Raw genomic sequence first — 14,278 nt, 5'->3', positions numbered from 1 at the left:
TCGTAGTGACGCGACACAGTGATGATCAAGCGTTGACGCGCAACGGCGCGGGTGTCCGGGCAGCGGTCCGGGACTCGTCATAGGCGCGGTACTTGCGCTGCGTGGCGATCTGATCGGCGACATGCTTGGCGTCATGCCAGACGCCCCAGATAAAGGCCGACCCGCGCCGCGACAGCCAAGGCAGACCGACGAAATAGACGCCCTGCTCGCTGCTCACGCCGCGCTGATGACGTGGCTTGCCGTTAGCGTGGAAGGCGTCGACCTGCAACCAGCTGTAGTCCTGCGAATAGCCGGTGGCCCAGATGATCGTGGACACCCCCGCCTCGGTCAGGTCCAGCGCCTGCAACGGCTCGGCGATGCACGCCGCGTCGGCCACGCGCTCGCGGGCAGTCGGCTCCAGGGGCAGGTCCAGGCCGTTGCGCTCTGCGTAGGCGTCGGCGGCATCGAGCAGCGCCAGGTAGTTCTCGTCGCCTCGGTCCAGATTGTCGTTCAGATCCTGGGCGAAGCTGACCTTGCCGTCGGCAAAGCGCTCGGTCAGACCCACCAGCACCATGCCCGCCTGAGCCAGTCGCCGAAAGTCCACGGTGTGCCCGCCGCGGGCACCGCTGACGGCGATGGTGACGTGCTCCCGACCCGCCTGCACCGTTTCACTGTCCCACAGCCCGAGCACGCCCAGCCACCAGCAGAAGTCGCGCCCACGGTAGGCGCGCGGCGGCCGATCGTGGGGACCCACCGAGAGGTAGACCTTACGCCCGGCACACAGCAGCTCCTCGGCGATCTGCACCCCGGAGGAACCGGCACCGACCACCAGCACCGCGCCTGCGGGCAATTGTTCAGGATTGAAATAGTGCGCCGAGTGAATCTGGTGGAGGGTCGAATCCGTGGGCGCGATGGCCGGGATCACCGGCTTCTGAAACGGCCCGGTGGCCGATACCAGATGGTTGACGCAATAGGTGCCGTCGCTGGTTTCCACGGTGAAGCCAGCGCGGCCTACATTGCGCGTGACCCGCTTGACCTCGACCCCGGTCTTGATCGGCGCGTCGAACTTGCGGGCATAGGCCTCGAAATAGTCGGCCACCTGCTCCTTGCCGGCAAAACCATCGGGGTCCATGTCGAATTCCAGACCCGGGAACCGATCGTGCCAGGCCGGACCGTTGGCCACCAGCGAGTCCCAGCGGCCCGAGCGCCAGGCTTCGGCGATGCGATGCCGCTCCAGCACCAGGTGAGGGATACCCAGACGGCTCAGGTGCTCGCTCATGGCCACGCCGGCCTGGCCGGCGCCTACGACCAGGGTGTCTATTTCGGTGATCTGTTGGTTCATCTTGGCATCCTTCGACAGGCCGTCGGTGGCCAGTCGCTGTCTTCATGAAAATTCGAAAGCCGGGCGCACGGCGTCCTGCGGCACCCGCGAGGCTGTGTGCAAAGCTTCAATCATTCGGGCGCTCGTTTGCGCTCAGTCCACCAGCGAAGGGTCCGCCTGGATCATCAGGTGCTTCATTTCTTCGAAATGGCGCTGGGAAAAATCGGTGATCTTCTCCCAGTCCCATGCGGTCTTTTCCGCCACGTCATCGGCGAGCAGCTTGAGCGGCTGGCCGGTCGACCAGGCCGTCACCAGAATCTGGCAGGCCCGCTCCAGGGTCCAGATGTCGTCGAAGGCTTCGCCCACCGTGGCGGCGGTGACGATGACGCCGTGGTTGCCCATCAGCAGCCGGCGCTTGTCCTGCAGCAGGTTGGCCAGGCGAGCGCCCTCGGCGCTGGTATCGGCCATGCCGCCGTAGAGTTCGTCCACCGCGATGCGGTTGAAATAACGCGCCGTGTTCTGGTCGACCGGCAGAATCCTGGGTTGCGCAAGGCAAGCTACGGCCGTGGTGTAGACCGGGTGCAGGTGCAGCACCACACGGGCATCGGGCAGGCGTTGGTGAACCTGGCCGTGGATCGACCATGCCGTGGCGTCCACGTCCGGGCGGTGCGCGGCGTCGGTGTCGTCGGCATCGAGCAGCAACAGATCACTGGCCCGCAGCCGCGAGAAATGCACCCACTTGGGGTTGAGCAGGAACTGTTTGCCGTCGGCGCTGATGGCAGCGCTGAAATGGTTGGCGACCGCCTCGTGCATGCCCAGTTGGGCGATGATGCGGAACGTTGCGGCCAGGTCGATGCGCGTCTGTTCTTCGAAACTCAGGGCCATGCTCTGGGCACTCCATGGAAACGTACCCGCCAGGATCGACGGGTACTGTCGGCTGATGTCGAGGCGCGATATCAGGGCTTGGGCATCAAGGCGGCGATGTCATCGGCGGTCGGTGCCTGGAACTTGTACTTGTCCAGCAGCGCCGCGTATTCGGGGGTCTTGCTGTACTTCTCCAGGCCCTGGATCAGCGCGTTGCGGACCTCGTCGTTGCCCTTCTTCACACCGAAGCCGTTGAGCACCGGGTAGATCAGGGTCTGCGAGGAAATCACCACGCGATCGCCCAGCTTGTCGACCACCCCGCGAGCGACCGCCGCGTCGGTGATCTGCGCTTCCACCGCGTGGGCGAGCATGGCCTGGGTGGTTTGCGGGTCGGTGCCGTACTCACTGATGGCGATCGGCTGCAGACCGTTCTTCACGCAGTACTCAGCGGACAGCTTCTGCAACTGCTGCAACCAGGAGGTGGCGCCCATGGAGCCGATCTTGTGCCCGCAGAACTCTTCCGGCGTCTTGGGCTGATAAGCGCTGCCCTTGAGCGCGAGGATCGACTCACCGCTTTTCAAGTAGGGGACCATGTCGATCACCTTCATGCGGTCGGCGGTGATGTACATCGACGAGTTGGTGATATCGAACCGTCCGGCCTGAAGCCCGCTGATCAGGTTGGGAAAGCGGGTGTCGATGTTTTCCGCAGTCATGCCCATGACCTTGGCGAGACCGTCGAGGAACTCGATATCGAAGCCGGCAGGCTTGTTCTTCTCCATGTACTCGTAGGGGAAAAACGTCATGTCGGACCCGGCGACGATCTTGCCGGGCTGCTGGAACGCCGAAGCGCTCAACGAACTGGCAGCCAGGATGGCGCCGAACACGGCCATGGCGACGGGGCGGGCTTTCAGGCTTGGCAACTTCATGGGGTATTCCTCGCAGTCAATGGATTCAGGCTGTTGCCAGGTCGGTACCGGCCTGCTGGACGAAAAACGATGCACCCTTGGGTTTCTGGGGCAGACGCACATGGTTCTCGGTGCTGCGGATCAAGCCGCTCTCGCACCCGGCCACCAAGCGTCCGGCGTGCGCACTGGGCAGCGGGTTGTCGGCCAGTGGCAGAGCGTCCTCGGCGGCGTACACGCTGATGAACAGCGTCCGCGGATCTTCGGTGTGGTTGGGGCTCGAAGCATGCAGCAGGCGGGTGTGCATGAAGCACACCGAGCCGGGTGGACCGAAGCAGGCCACCGGCGCCTGGCAGTGTTCATCGACCACGGCATCGGCCACCGCGCCGGTGAAACGCTCGTCGTGCCAGTGCGACCACAGCGGGCCTTTGTGGCTACCGGGTATCACCTTGAGCGGACCGTTCTGCGCAGTCACTTCGCTGACCATCAACAGCGCCGTTACCAGGTCGTCGTTGCTGTGCGGAGTGAAGAGGAAATCCTGATGCCATTTCACCTGGGTCGCGGTGTGCGGCAGCTTGGAGTTGATCTTGCTGTGATGGAAACGGGTGCCGCTCCCGCCGATCAACTGGCCGGCGATTTCGGCCATGCGCGATTCGAACGCCGTCTGGCGATACGCCGGCGAGATCTCGGTGGGCGACGCTACCCGGCGCAGGGAGGGATGGTCGGCACGGTGATCGCTTTCCACATCGAAACGTGCGCGACCATCCAGGGTTTCACCCCAGGCCTGAGCCTGGCTGCGGCTGTCCTGCACCCATTGATCGAAGTCATGCTGCAGCGCCGCCACTTCAGGCGCCGCCAGCACGTCTTCGACCACCAGAAAGCCATCCTGGTGAAACTGGTCTATCTGCCATTGCTCGATCATGTTCTCTCCTCGCACCGGTAGGGTTGGCTTCAGGCCAACGAGACATCTTTCAGGAACGCTTCCACTCGCGGGTTGTGACCGCCACGCAGCGCCTGCGGGCTGTCGTCGCAGACCACTCGCCCCTTCTCCATGAAGACGATGCGATCGGAAACCTTGAAGGCAAAATTCATTTCGTGGGTCACGATGACCATGGTGATGCCCTCGCTGGCCAGGGCCTCGATGACCTGCAGCACCTCGTTGACCTTCTCCGGATCGAGCGCCGAGGTGGGCTCGTCGAACAGCATGATCTGCGGGCGCATCATCAATGCCCGGGCGATCGCCACGCGCTGCTGCTGGCCACCGGACAACTGATGCGGGTATTTCCACGCGTGGTCGAGCATGCCGACCTTGTGCAGCAAGGCGTAGGCCTGCTGCTTGAGTTCGGCCAGGGGCGCCAGACGGTGATAACGCGGCGCCATCAGCAGGTTGTTCAGCACGGTCATGTGCGGGAACAGATTGAAGCTCTGGAACACCATGCCGATGTTCATGCGGTGCTCGGCGTGCTCCACATAACGCGGCGGTTGCGCACCCTGCCGGTTCAGATGAATGAAAGGCTTGCCGTTGATCTTGATGTCGCCGTTGTCGATCTGCTCCAGGCCATTGAGCAAACGAATCAGTGTGGTCTTGCCCGAACCCGAAGGACCGATCACCGACACCACTTCACCCGGCTCGATCTGCAGGCTTACCGCGCCCAGCACTTCGACGTCGTTATAGGCCTTGTGCAGCTTGGTCGCCTGCAAGGCAGGACCGGTCGCGGCGCTATCGGGTCGCGTCACCGCGGCCCGGTGCTCGGTGGCCAGGCGCAGCACTTCGGCATCCGGCTGACGCGCGGCCTTGGTCTGGGTCACGTCCAGATAACGCTCCAGGCGTTTGAGCAGGAAATCGAACACGGTCACGATCAGCACGTAGAAGAACGCCACCCCTGCCATGGTTTCCATGACCAGAAAGTTCTGCGAATACAGGCGCTGACCCACCATGAGGATCTCGGTCAGCGAGATCACCGACACCAGCGAGCTGAGCTTGACGATGGATATGAATTCGTTGGTGAGCGACGGCAGGGCCACCCGCAAGGCCTGGGGGATGACGATCCGCCACTGGGTGCCGGCAAAACGCAGACCCAATGCCCGCGCAGCCTCGCTTTGCCCCTTGGCGATGGACAGCAGCCCGCCACGATGGATCTCCGCAACGTAGGCGGTTTCACTCAACACCAGCGCGATCAGTCCGGCCCAGAACGGATTGGCCAGCAGAGCCGACGTAGACGGCATCGCCTGTGGCAGGTTGTAGACGAATATCAGCAGGACCAGCAGCGGCAGACTGCGAAACAGCCAGATGTAACCGCGCGCCGGCAAGTTGAGCAATGGACGAGAAGATTGCTTTGCCAGCGCCAGTACGAAGCCCAGCACAATACTGACGACCCAGGTCAATACACTGAGTTGAATCACGGTCCAGGCCGCCATCCAGAACTCGGTATCGCCGAGCAGACCAAACATGTATTTCCAATCAAACGTCATCGTCGGCTCGCTTGGCAAGGTCAAGGGTGATGGGTGACTTCCTGTCGACTATGAACTTCGAACGTTGCCCGTTCTGCCCGTCTTGAACCCATCATGATTGATGCCAGGTTCCGCCGAAATTAGTAAATTCGGGCCCCTTGCATAGGAAAAACCTAAGCAGAAGTTCCTGAGGCGAACTTCGCACTCCCTGTGTCTACTTGGTTAGATGCAAAGCTCAAGAACAACTGCACGGTTTTAGCGCAGCCTGTTTCCGGTCTTATGGCAGACGAGACTTTTTGGTGCGAAATGGGTTTTGCGCCTTGATTCATTGGGTGTGCCGGAATGCCGCACTTCAGAAGCTCGTTTGCAGAGCGCCGCTATTGCTGGGCGTTAAGTGTGATCAGGGTTCCGAAAGTCCTGGTAGTTCAGGGTAGTCCAGGCAGTGGCATGGTCTTCGCAGGCATAGGTAAAACCTATTCAGGCGGCGCAGGGCTGCACGGCGCTGCCGAGGAGCTGAACTTGATGCACTTCACCCTTCGGCAACTCAAATACTTCGTGGCGGCCGTCGAACAGGACAGCATTGCCGAAGCCTCCAGGCAGTTGCATATATCCCAGCCGTCCATCTCCGTCGCGATCAAGAATCTCGAAGAAGCCTTCAATCAACCCTTGTTCGTCCGCCATCATGCCCAGGGTGTTTCACTCACGGCCGGAGGCGGCAGGATCTATGAAAAAGCCAAGGAGTTATTAAGGCTGTCCCAGGAATTGGAACAGGATTCGCGCGCCGAGAATGGCAATGTTTCGGGCACCATTGCCATTGGCTGTTTCGAATCGGCCGCGCCGTTGTACATGCCCAAGTTGGTGGCCGGATTCAAAAGCCTGTATCCGGAAGTTGCCATTCAACTCTATGACGGCGAACAGCATGAACTGATGCACGGCCTGCACCGTGGTCGTTTCGACCTGGCCTTTCTCTACGACCTGGAACTAGGCAACACCATCCACAAACAGGCCCTCAACGCGCCCCACAAGCCCTATGCCCTGCTGCCGCTCGATCACCCTCTGGCGCGAAGAACCTCGGTCACTTTGCAGGCCCTGAGCGAGGAGCCGATGATCCTGCTCGATGCCGTTCCCAGCCGCAGTTACTTCATGGATATCTTCACCGAGAAGGGCTATGCCCCGGTCGTCGCCTACAGCTCGCCCTCCATCGAGATGGTGCGCTGCATGGTAGGGCAAGGATTGGGATTTTCGGTGTTGGTCACGCGGCCGTGCAGCCATATGACCTATGACGGCAAGCTGCTGGCGCATCTGGAGATCGAAGACGACATGCCGGCCTCAACGCTGGTGATGGCGCACCTGCGCAACAACCAGCCGAGTCGAGCGACTCGGCTGTTCATGGAGTATTGCCGGAGTGTGGAGCTGACGCCGCCGGGACCGGCGGCGCGTGTGAGCGAGAAGGAACCTGGAGCTTATTGCCCGGCCTGATTCTCACCAAGGATCAATTGACCCTGCTTGTTCACCGGGATCTGCGAGCCGGGGTCGCGGTCCATGCGCACTTGGCCGACCTTGCCGTCGAGCTGGTACTTCACGTTGTAGCCCACGACCTTGTCGCTGATGTCGTTGACGGTGTTGCAGCGGGTCTGAGTCGTGGTGTAGGTGTCACGACCCTGCATGCCCTCCTGGACCTTGTTGCCGGCGTAGCCACCGCCGACTGCACCGGCCACGGTGGCGATCTTCTTGCCGTTGCCACCACCCACCTGATTGCCGAGCAAGCCGCCCGCCACTGCGCCCAATACACTGCCCACGATCTGATGCTGATCCTGCACCGGCTTCTGCCGAGTCACGGTGACGTCCTTGCACACTTCGCGCGGCGTCTTGATCTGCTGTTTGATCGGCTCTGCGGCCAATACGTCGGCGTACTCGGGGCCTTTGTTCACGAGGCTGTAGGTTGCAACGGCGCCTCCGGCGGTAACACCGACAGCACCCAGCACTGCACCAATCAGCAACGACTTATTCACTTTGAACCTCCTGACTACGGTCATGGCGCCAGGCCACGTTTCCCAGCCTTGGAGCATGAAAAAAGGCGCGAGTTCAATACTCGCGCCTTTCAGGCCTTGCCGCAGTTGACGTGGAACGTCTTATGGACGGTCGTCGACCTGGTCCTTGGCCACGGGAGGAATCAGATCCTCGCTGCTCAGGTTCAGCCAGATCAGTACCACGTTGGCGATGTAGATCGACGAGTAGGTACCGGCCATGACGCCGATGAACAGTGCCAGCGAGAAGCCCCAGAGGTTGTCGCCACCGAAGAACATCAGGGCGGCGATGGCCAGCAAGGTCGACACCGAGGTCGCCACGGTACGCAGCAGCGTCTGGGTCGTGGAAACGTTGATGTTCTCGATCAGGGACGCCTTGCGCATCACCCGGAAGTTCTCGCGAACCCGGTCGAATACCACGATGGTGTCGTTGAGCGAGTAGCCGATGATGGCCAGTACCGCCGCCAGCACCGTCAGGTCGAAAGTGATCTGGAAGAACGACAACAGGCCCACGGTGACGATCACGTCGTGAATCAGCGACAGGATGGCGCCGACCGCGAATTTCCACTGGAAGCGGAACGCCAGGTAGACGAGTACGCCGCCAAGCGCCAGCAGCATGCCGAGGCCGCCCTGGTCGCGCAGTTCTTCGCCCACCTGCGGGCCGACGAACTCGACGCGCTTGACCGTGGCCGGGTTGTCGCCACCGACCGTCTGCAGCGCCGCTGCAACCTGGTTGCCCAATTGCGGGTCTTCACCCGGCATGCGCACCAGCAGGTCGGTGGTCGCACCGAAGTTCTGCACCACGGCGTCGTGATAGCCGGCTTTCACCAGCTCGTCACGGACCAGGCCCAGGTCGGCTGGCTTCTCGTAGGTCAGCTCGATGAGCGTACCGCCGGTGAAGTCCAGCCCGTAGTTCATGCCCTTGTGGAACATGCTGAACAGCGCCAGCACGGTAAGGAGCACGGTGATGGCGAACGCAATATTGCGCACGCCCATGAAGTTGATGGTACGTAACATGGCAGCCCCTTAAATCCACAACTTCTTGAAGTCCCGACCGCCGTAGATCAGGTTGACCATAGCGCGGGTCACCATGATGGCCGTGAACATCGAGGTAAAGATCCCGAGGGACATGGTAACGGCGAAGCCCTTCACCGGGCCGGTGCCCATGGCGAAGAGAATCCCGCCGACCAGCAGCGTCGTCAGGTTGGCGTCGATGATCGCGGTGTAGGCGCGGTCGAAACCTTCGTGAATGGCGCGCTGGATGCTCATGCCATTGGCGATCTCTTCACGTATGCGCGAGAAGATCAGCACGTTGGCGTCCACCGCCATACCCATCGTCAATACGATACCGGCGATACCCGGCAACGTCAGGGTCGCGCCCAGCAACGACATCAGCGCCAGCAGCATGACCATGTTCAAGGCCAGTGCCACGGTGGCGATCACACCGAAGAAGCGGTAGATGGCGATGATGAACAGCGAGACGAACAGCATGCCCCACAGCGACGCATCGATACCCTTGGTGATGTTGTCGGCACCCAGACTCGGACCGATGGTACGTTCTTCGGCGAAGTACATCGGTGCGGCCAGACCACCGGCGCGCAGCAGCAGGGCCAGCTCGGAGGATTCACCCTGGCCGTTGAGGCCGGTGATGCGGAACTGGCTGCCCAGCGGCGACTGGATGGTCGCCAGGCTGATGATCTTCTTCTCTTCGGTGAAGGTCTGTACCGCGACGTCCTTCTCCACGCCATTGACCGTCTGCTTGACGTAGCGGGTGGTCGGGCGCTGTTCGATGAAGATCACCGCCATGCTGCGGCCGACGTTGCTGCGCGTGGCGCGGCTCATCAGGTCGCCGCCGTGGCCATCGAGCTTGATGTTTACCTGTGGCTGGCCATGTTCGTCGAAGCTGGCCTGGGCGTCGGTGACCTGGTCACCGGTGATGATCAGGCCACGCTCGACCGCCGCCGGGGCACGGTTGCCCTCGCGGAATTCGAAGGTCTCGGTGGTGGCCTTGGAATCGTCCGGGCCTGCGCCGAGGCGGAATTCCAGGTTGGCGGTCTTGCCCAGGATACGCTTGGCTTCGGCGGTGTCCTGCACGCCCGGCAGCTCGACCACGATGCGGTTGGCACCCTGACGCTGTACCAGCGGCTCGGCCACACCCAGTTCGTTGACCCGGTTACGCACCGTGGTCAGGTTCTGCTTGATCGAGTATTCGCGAATTTCCGCAACCTTGGCCTGAGTCATGGACAGGCGCAGCACCGACAACTCGTTGCGCTCGCTGGCGGTCAGGTCGAAATCGGTGAAATTCTTGCGGATCAGGGCCTGGGCCTGGTCACGGGTCGCGGTATCGTTGAAGCCCAGCTGGATGGCACCATCCTGCTGCGGCAGGCTGCGATAGCGCACACGTTCCTTGCGCAGCAGCGTCTTGACTTCGCCCTCGTAGACTTTCATGCGGGCGTCGAGCGCCTTGTCCATGTCCACTTCGAGCAGGAAGTGCACACCACCGGACAGGTCGAGGCCCAGCTTCATCGGGCTGGCACCCAGGCTGCGCAACCACGGCGGCGTGGTCGGGGCCAGGTTCAGGGCCACCACGTAGTCGTCGCCCAGCGCCTTGCGCACGACATCCTTGGCCGGCAGCTGGTCTTCGCCCTTGGTCAGGCGCAGCAGACCGCCCTTGCCGTTTTCGGCCAGGCTTGCGGATTTGACCTGGATGCCGGCGGCGTTGAGCGCCGTGCCGACGCGATCCAGATCGGCCTGATTGACCTGCAGCGCAGTGCTCGCGCCGCTGACCTGGATGGCCGCGTCATCAGGATAGAGATTAGGTGCGGAATAGATAAAACCGATCGCCAGCACCGCCAGGATCAGTACATATTTCCACAGAGGGTATTTGTTCAGCATCACGCCGCCCGTTCAAGACGCGGGGCGCCTTGCGCGCCCCGACATGGGTAAAAGTCTGCAGCTTAGATCGCTTTGAGCGTGCCTTTGGGCAGGGTCGCGGCGATGGCGCCCTTCTGGATTTTCAGCTCGACGGTGTCGGACACTTCGATGACCACGAAGTCGTCGGTGACCTTGTTGATCTTGCCGGCAATGCCGCCGTTGGTAACGACTTCGTCACCTTTCTGCAGGTTGCCCAGCAGGTTTTTCTGTTCCTTGGCACGCTTGGCCTGCGGGCGCCAGATCATCATGTAGAAGATGACCAGGAAACCGACCAGGAAAATCCACTCGAAGCCAGTGCCGGCAGGGCCAGCAGCCGGTGCAGCGGCGTCCGCGAAAGCGGCGGGGATCAAAAAGCTCATTCAACGCTCCAGTTACTTAGAAGTTATTGACTTGAAAGTCTTTATAAAACGGTCAGTCCAAGGGCGGCACAGGCAGCCCGCGCTTGGCATAGAAGGCATCGACAAAGGCGGCCAATGTACCCTGTTGAATAGCCTCGCGCAAACCAGCCATCAGCCGCTGGTAATGACGCAAATTGTGGATGGTATTCAACATGCTACCCAGCATTTCCCCGCACTTGTCCAGGTGGTGCAGATAAGCGCGCGAGAAGTTGCGGCAGGTGTAGCAATCACAGGTAGGGTCCAGCGGCGAATCATCGTGGCGATGGAACGCGTTGCGGATCTTCAGCACGCCGGTATCGATGAACAGATGCCCGTTGCGCGCATTGCGCGTCGGCATCACGCAGTCGAACATGTCGACGCCGCGGCGCACACCCTCGACCAAGTCTTCAGGTTTGCCTACCCCCATAAGGTAACGAGGTTTGTCAGCAGGCATCAGGCCCGGCAGGTAGTCGAGCACCTTGATCATTTCGTGCTTGGGCTCGCCCACCGACAGGCCGCCGATGGCCAGGCCATCGAAGCCGATCTTGTCCAGGCCTTCGAGCGAGCGCATGCGCAGGTTCTCGTGCATGCCGCCCTGAACGATGCCGAACAGCGCCGCTGTGCTATCGGCGTGGGCATCCTTGGAACGTTGCGCCCAGCGCAGCGACAGCTCCATGGACGTGCGCGCGGTCTGTTCGTCGGCGGGATAGGGCGTGCATTCGTCGAAGATCATCACCACGTCCGAGCCCAGGTCACGCTGCACCTGCATCGATTCCTCGGGACCCATGAAGACCTTGGAGCCGTCCACCGGGGAGGCGAAGTACACGCCCTCCTCCTTGATCTTGCGCATGGCGCCGAGGCTGAATACCTGGAAGCCACCAGAGTCGGTCAGAATCGGCCCTTTCCACTGCATGAAATCGTGCAGGTCGCCGTGCGCCTTGATCACCTCGGTGCCCGGACGCAGCCACAGGTGAAAGGTGTTGCCCAGGATCATCTGTGCGCCGATCGCCTCGATGTCGCGCGGCAACATGCCCTTGACCGTGCCATAGGTGCCCACCGGCATGAACGCAGGGGTTTCGACCACGCCACGGGGAAAGGTCAGGCGACCACGACGGGCCTTGCCATCGGTGGCCAGCAACTCGAACGACATACGACAGGTGCGACTCATGCTTGATCCCCTGGCGCGGCTTCGCTGGGACCGCGAGGCGCCGGATTGCGGGTGATGAACATGGCATCACCGTAACTGAAGAAGCGGTACTCGTTGGCCACCGCCGCCGCATAGGCCGCCATGGCTTCGGGATAACCCGCGAACGCCGAGACCAGCATCAACAGCGTGGACTCGGGCAAATGAAAGTTGGTCACCAGGGCATCGACCACATGAAACGGCCGCCCTGGAAAGATGAAGATGTCGGTGTCGCCGCTGAACGGTTTCAATACGCCATCGCGGGCGGCGCTTTCCAGCGAACGCACGCTGGTGGTACCTACCGCTACCACGCGGCCACCGCGGGCCTTGCACGCCTGCACCGCATCGACCACGTCCTGGCTGACCTCCAGCCACTCTTTATGCATGTGGTGATCTTCGAGCTTCTCGACCCGCACCGGCTGGAAGGTACCTGCGCCCACATGCAACGTCACGAAGGCAGTTTCTACGCCCATCGCTTCGATCTGCGCCAGCAGCGCCTTGTCGAAGTGCAGACCCGCCGTCGGCGCCGCCACTGCACCGGCCTTCTCGGCGTACACGGTCTGGTAGCGCTCGCGGTCGGCGGTGTCGTCGGGCCGGTCGATGTAGGGCGGCAACGGCATGTGGCCAACCTTGTCGAGCAGCGGCAGCACCTCTTCGCTGAAGCGCAACTCGAACAGCGCATCGTGCCGCGCGACCATCTCGGCCTCGCCGCCGCCGTCGATTAGGATCATCGAGCCGGGCTTGGGCGACTTGCTGGAACGCACATGGGCCAGCACGCGATGGCTGTCCAGCACGCGCTCCACCAGAATTTCCAGCTTGCCCCCCGACGCCTTCTGGCCAAACACCCGCGCCGGAATCACCCGGGTGTTGTTGAACACCATCAGGTCGCCCGGCCGCAGAAAGCCCGGCAGATCGGTGAATTGACGATGATCCAGCGCACCGGACGACCCATCGAGGACCAACAGGCGGCTGCCATGGCGCTCGGCCAGCGGGTGGCGAGCGATCAGGGAATCAGGAAGCTCGAAAGAGAAATCGGCGACGCGCATGATAGGGTTCGGCTGTATAGGGCTGAAAATTCTAGCAAAAATCTTCAAAATTGACCATGAAAGCTGATTGACCAGTGGTCGAGTCGTCTCTATACTTCGCCGCCTGTAAGCCCTGATGGCGGAATTGGTAGACGCGGCGGATTCAAAATCCGTTTTCGAAAGGAGTGGGAGTTCGAGTCTCCCTCGGGGCACCAAATCAGAAAAAGACCTTCGCGAAGGTCTTTTTTTTCGCCTGCGATTCGGCATCCTTCCTGCTCAGGAGCGGCCGCTGGCCATGAACAACCCAGCGCTGCCGACGCCGTATCCGTTCACCGTCACCTATCCAATGGTACCCAAGCATTCGATACATGGCTCAAAAGGCACCGTGTCGTTCGCAGCCTTGGCGACCTCTGCAGCAAAATCGACTGTTGCCCCCACCTTCTCTTGAACTGTACCTCCCGCCGCTCACCTGATGCGCCTACCCTTGGAGTCAACTCAAAGGAGCAGTCGTCATGCCGGATGCAGCCAACCTCTACCTGTTCGTCATTGCCGCGGCATTGCTGCTGATCGTCCCCGGACCGAACATGGCGTTCGTCACCAGCCACGCCCTTGCCCACGGCTGGCGAACCGGGGTGGCGGCTGCGCTGGGCATTTCGCTGGCGGATTTGATCATGACGCTGCTGGTCAGCGCAGGCATGGGTGCTGTCGTCATGAGTTGGGCTCCTGCTTTCGACTTGTTGCGGTTGGCGGGTGCGTGCTATCTGTTGTGGATGGCTTGGCAAGCGTTGACGGCGCCAACGGCTCAAAGCGCTGCCCCACGTCCGCTGGGCTCGACCCGCAAGGTATTCATTCGCGCCACGCTCAATAGCTTGTTGAACCCCAAGGCCCTGCTGTTCTTCATGGTGTTCCTGCCGCAATTCGTCACGGTCGGCAACGCAAGCGTAGTCGTCCAGCTCTCGCTGCTGGGCATGCTGCTCGCCTTGATTGCCCTGGTTTTTCACTGCGTGCTCGCCCTTTGTGCCGCAACGCTGCGCAAACGGTTGAATGGCGGTCCGGCATTGAGAAGGTGGGGCAGCTATGGCTTCGCGGGCATGATGACGGCACTGGCCGCACGACTGTTATTTCTTGAGCGCCCCCTATGATCTTCCCTCAACCTCTCAGCAAAACAGGTATCAGGTTCAACCTACTGGCACTATAAAAGCCCCTGCCTGATCC

The 14,278-nt window shown here is 61.6% G+C and carries 13 protein-coding genes and 1 tRNA gene; 3 read left to right on the top strand and 11 right to left on the bottom strand.

Annotated elements, in window-relative coordinates:
• Positions 1-25: 25 nt before the first annotated feature.
• The 5 genes from QMX89_RS08755 to QMX89_RS08735 all read right to left on the bottom strand — a co-directional run bounded on the left by QMX89_RS08755 (position 26) and on the right by QMX89_RS08735 (position 5,538).
• Positions 26-1,321, bottom strand: a complete 1,296-nt coding sequence (locus QMX89_RS08755) for an NAD(P)/FAD-dependent oxidoreductase (protein ID WP_282347837.1) — start codon at positions 1,319-1,321, stop codon at positions 26-28.
• 132 nt (positions 1,322-1,453) lie between these two features.
• The gene (locus QMX89_RS08750; protein ID WP_282347836.1) at positions 1,454-2,185 is read right to left on the bottom strand and encodes a class II aldolase and adducin N-terminal domain-containing protein; all 732 of its coding nucleotides are present in this window, start codon (positions 2,183-2,185) and stop codon (positions 1,454-1,456) included.
• A 71-nt stretch (positions 2,186-2,256) separates the two neighbouring features.
• On the bottom strand, positions 2,257-3,090 hold the full coding sequence (locus QMX89_RS08745; protein ID WP_282347835.1) for a transporter substrate-binding domain-containing protein: 834 nt from the start codon (positions 3,088-3,090) through the stop codon (positions 2,257-2,259).
• A gap of 25 nt (positions 3,091-3,115) precedes the next feature.
• A complete protein-coding gene (locus QMX89_RS08740; RefSeq protein WP_282347834.1) occupies positions 3,116-3,988 on the bottom strand; it encodes a phytanoyl-CoA dioxygenase family protein in 873 nt (290 codons plus the stop codon).
• Between the two features lie 29 nt (positions 3,989-4,017).
• Entirely contained in the window at positions 4,018-5,538 is a 1,521-nt protein-coding gene (locus QMX89_RS08735; RefSeq protein ID WP_282347833.1) for an amino acid ABC transporter permease/ATP-binding protein, read from the bottom strand.
• 498 nt (positions 5,539-6,036) lie between these two features.
• On the opposite strand from QMX89_RS08735, the gene QMX89_RS08730 reads away from it, so the two are divergent.
• On the top strand, positions 6,037-6,996 hold the full coding sequence (locus QMX89_RS08730; protein WP_282347860.1) for a LysR family transcriptional regulator: 960 nt from the start codon (positions 6,037-6,039) through the stop codon (positions 6,994-6,996).
• Here the strand turns inward: QMX89_RS08730 and QMX89_RS08725 are convergent.
• The 6 genes from QMX89_RS08725 to queA all read right to left on the bottom strand — a co-directional run bounded on the left by QMX89_RS08725 (position 6,981) and on the right by queA (position 13,084).
• Positions 6,981-7,529, bottom strand: coding sequence for a glycine zipper 2TM domain-containing protein (locus QMX89_RS08725; protein ID WP_049861881.1), 549 nt, complete (start codon positions 7,527-7,529; stop codon positions 6,981-6,983). The two genes, QMX89_RS08730 and QMX89_RS08725, sit on opposite strands and share 16 nt — an antisense overlap.
• Before the next feature lie 120 nt (positions 7,530-7,649).
• Positions 7,650-8,561, bottom strand: coding sequence for a protein translocase subunit SecF (gene secF, locus QMX89_RS08720; protein ID WP_043186504.1), 912 nt, complete (start codon positions 8,559-8,561; stop codon positions 7,650-7,652).
• A 9-nt stretch (positions 8,562-8,570) separates the two neighbouring features.
• On the bottom strand, positions 8,571-10,439 hold the full coding sequence (gene secD / locus QMX89_RS08715) for a protein translocase subunit SecD (RefSeq protein ID WP_282347832.1): 1,869 nt from the start codon (positions 10,437-10,439) through the stop codon (positions 8,571-8,573).
• 62 nt (positions 10,440-10,501) lie between these two features.
• Positions 10,502-10,837, bottom strand: coding sequence for a preprotein translocase subunit YajC (yajC, locus tag QMX89_RS08710; RefSeq protein WP_043186500.1), 336 nt, complete (start codon positions 10,835-10,837; stop codon positions 10,502-10,504).
• 52 nt (positions 10,838-10,889) lie between these two features.
• Positions 10,890-12,005 carry a tRNA guanosine(34) transglycosylase Tgt gene (tgt, locus tag QMX89_RS08705; RefSeq protein WP_282347859.1) on the bottom strand — a complete coding sequence of 372 codons (1,116 nt, stop codon included), beginning with the start codon at positions 12,003-12,005 and terminating at the stop codon, positions 10,890-10,892.
• A gap of 14 nt (positions 12,006-12,019) precedes the next feature.
• On the bottom strand, positions 12,020-13,084 hold the full coding sequence (queA, locus tag QMX89_RS08700) for a tRNA preQ1(34) S-adenosylmethionine ribosyltransferase-isomerase QueA (RefSeq protein WP_282347831.1): 1,065 nt from the start codon (positions 13,082-13,084) through the stop codon (positions 12,020-12,022).
• 109 nt (positions 13,085-13,193) lie between these two features.
• On the opposite strand from queA, the gene QMX89_RS08695 reads away from it, so the two are divergent.
• Both QMX89_RS08695 and QMX89_RS08690 read left to right on the top strand, forming a co-directional pair.
• Positions 13,194-13,278, top strand: a tRNA-Leu gene (locus QMX89_RS08695).
• 297 nt (positions 13,279-13,575) lie between these two features.
• Positions 13,576-14,205, top strand: a complete 630-nt coding sequence (locus tag QMX89_RS08690; protein WP_282347830.1) for a LysE family translocator — start codon at positions 13,576-13,578, stop codon at positions 14,203-14,205.
• Positions 14,206-14,278: the final 73 nt, after the last annotated feature.

This window comes from Pseudomonas sp. PS01301 (genome assembly GCF_029960215.1).
Taxonomy (GTDB): Bacteria; Pseudomonadota; Gammaproteobacteria; order Pseudomonadales; family Pseudomonadaceae; genus Aquipseudomonas; species Aquipseudomonas coleopterorum.
Note: the sequence above shows the minus strand (reverse complement) of the source record. Positions and strands in the feature narration are given on the sequence as shown.

Bases quoted from the DNA above. Each gene is read 5' to 3' on its own strand.
- QMX89_RS08755 (WP_282347837.1), bottom strand. From the start codon at position 1,321: ATGAACCAACAGATCACCGAAATAGACACCCTGGTCGTAGGCGCCGGC.
- QMX89_RS08750 (WP_282347836.1), bottom strand. From the start codon at position 2,185: ATGGCCCTGAGTTTCGAAGAACAGACGCGCATCGACCTGGCCGCAACG.
- QMX89_RS08745 (WP_282347835.1), bottom strand. From the start codon at position 3,090: ATGAAGTTGCCAAGCCTGAAAGCCCGCCCCGTCGCCATGGCCGTGTTC.
- QMX89_RS08740 (WP_282347834.1), bottom strand. From the start codon at position 3,988: ATGATCGAGCAATGGCAGATAGACCAGTTTCACCAGGATGGCTTTCTG.
- QMX89_RS08735 (WP_282347833.1), bottom strand. From the start codon at position 5,538: ATGACGTTTGATTGGAAATACATGTTTGGTCTGCTCGGCGATACCGAG.
- secF (WP_043186504.1), bottom strand. From the start codon at position 8,561: ATGTTACGTACCATCAACTTCATGGGCGTGCGCAATATTGCGTTCGCC.
- secD (WP_282347832.1), bottom strand. From the start codon at position 10,439: ATGCTGAACAAATACCCTCTGTGGAAATATGTACTGATCCTGGCGGTG.
- yajC (WP_043186500.1), bottom strand. From the start codon at position 10,837: ATGAGCTTTTTGATCCCCGCCGCTTTCGCGGACGCCGCTGCACCGGCT.
- tgt (WP_282347859.1), bottom strand. From the start codon at position 12,005: ATGTCGTTCGAGTTGCTGGCCACCGATGGCAAGGCCCGTCGTGGTCGC.
- queA (WP_282347831.1), bottom strand. From the start codon at position 13,084: ATGCGCGTCGCCGATTTCTCTTTCGAGCTTCCTGATTCCCTGATCGCT.
- QMX89_RS08690 (WP_282347830.1), top strand. From the start codon at position 13,576: ATGCCGGATGCAGCCAACCTCTACCTGTTCGTCATTGCCGCGGCATTG.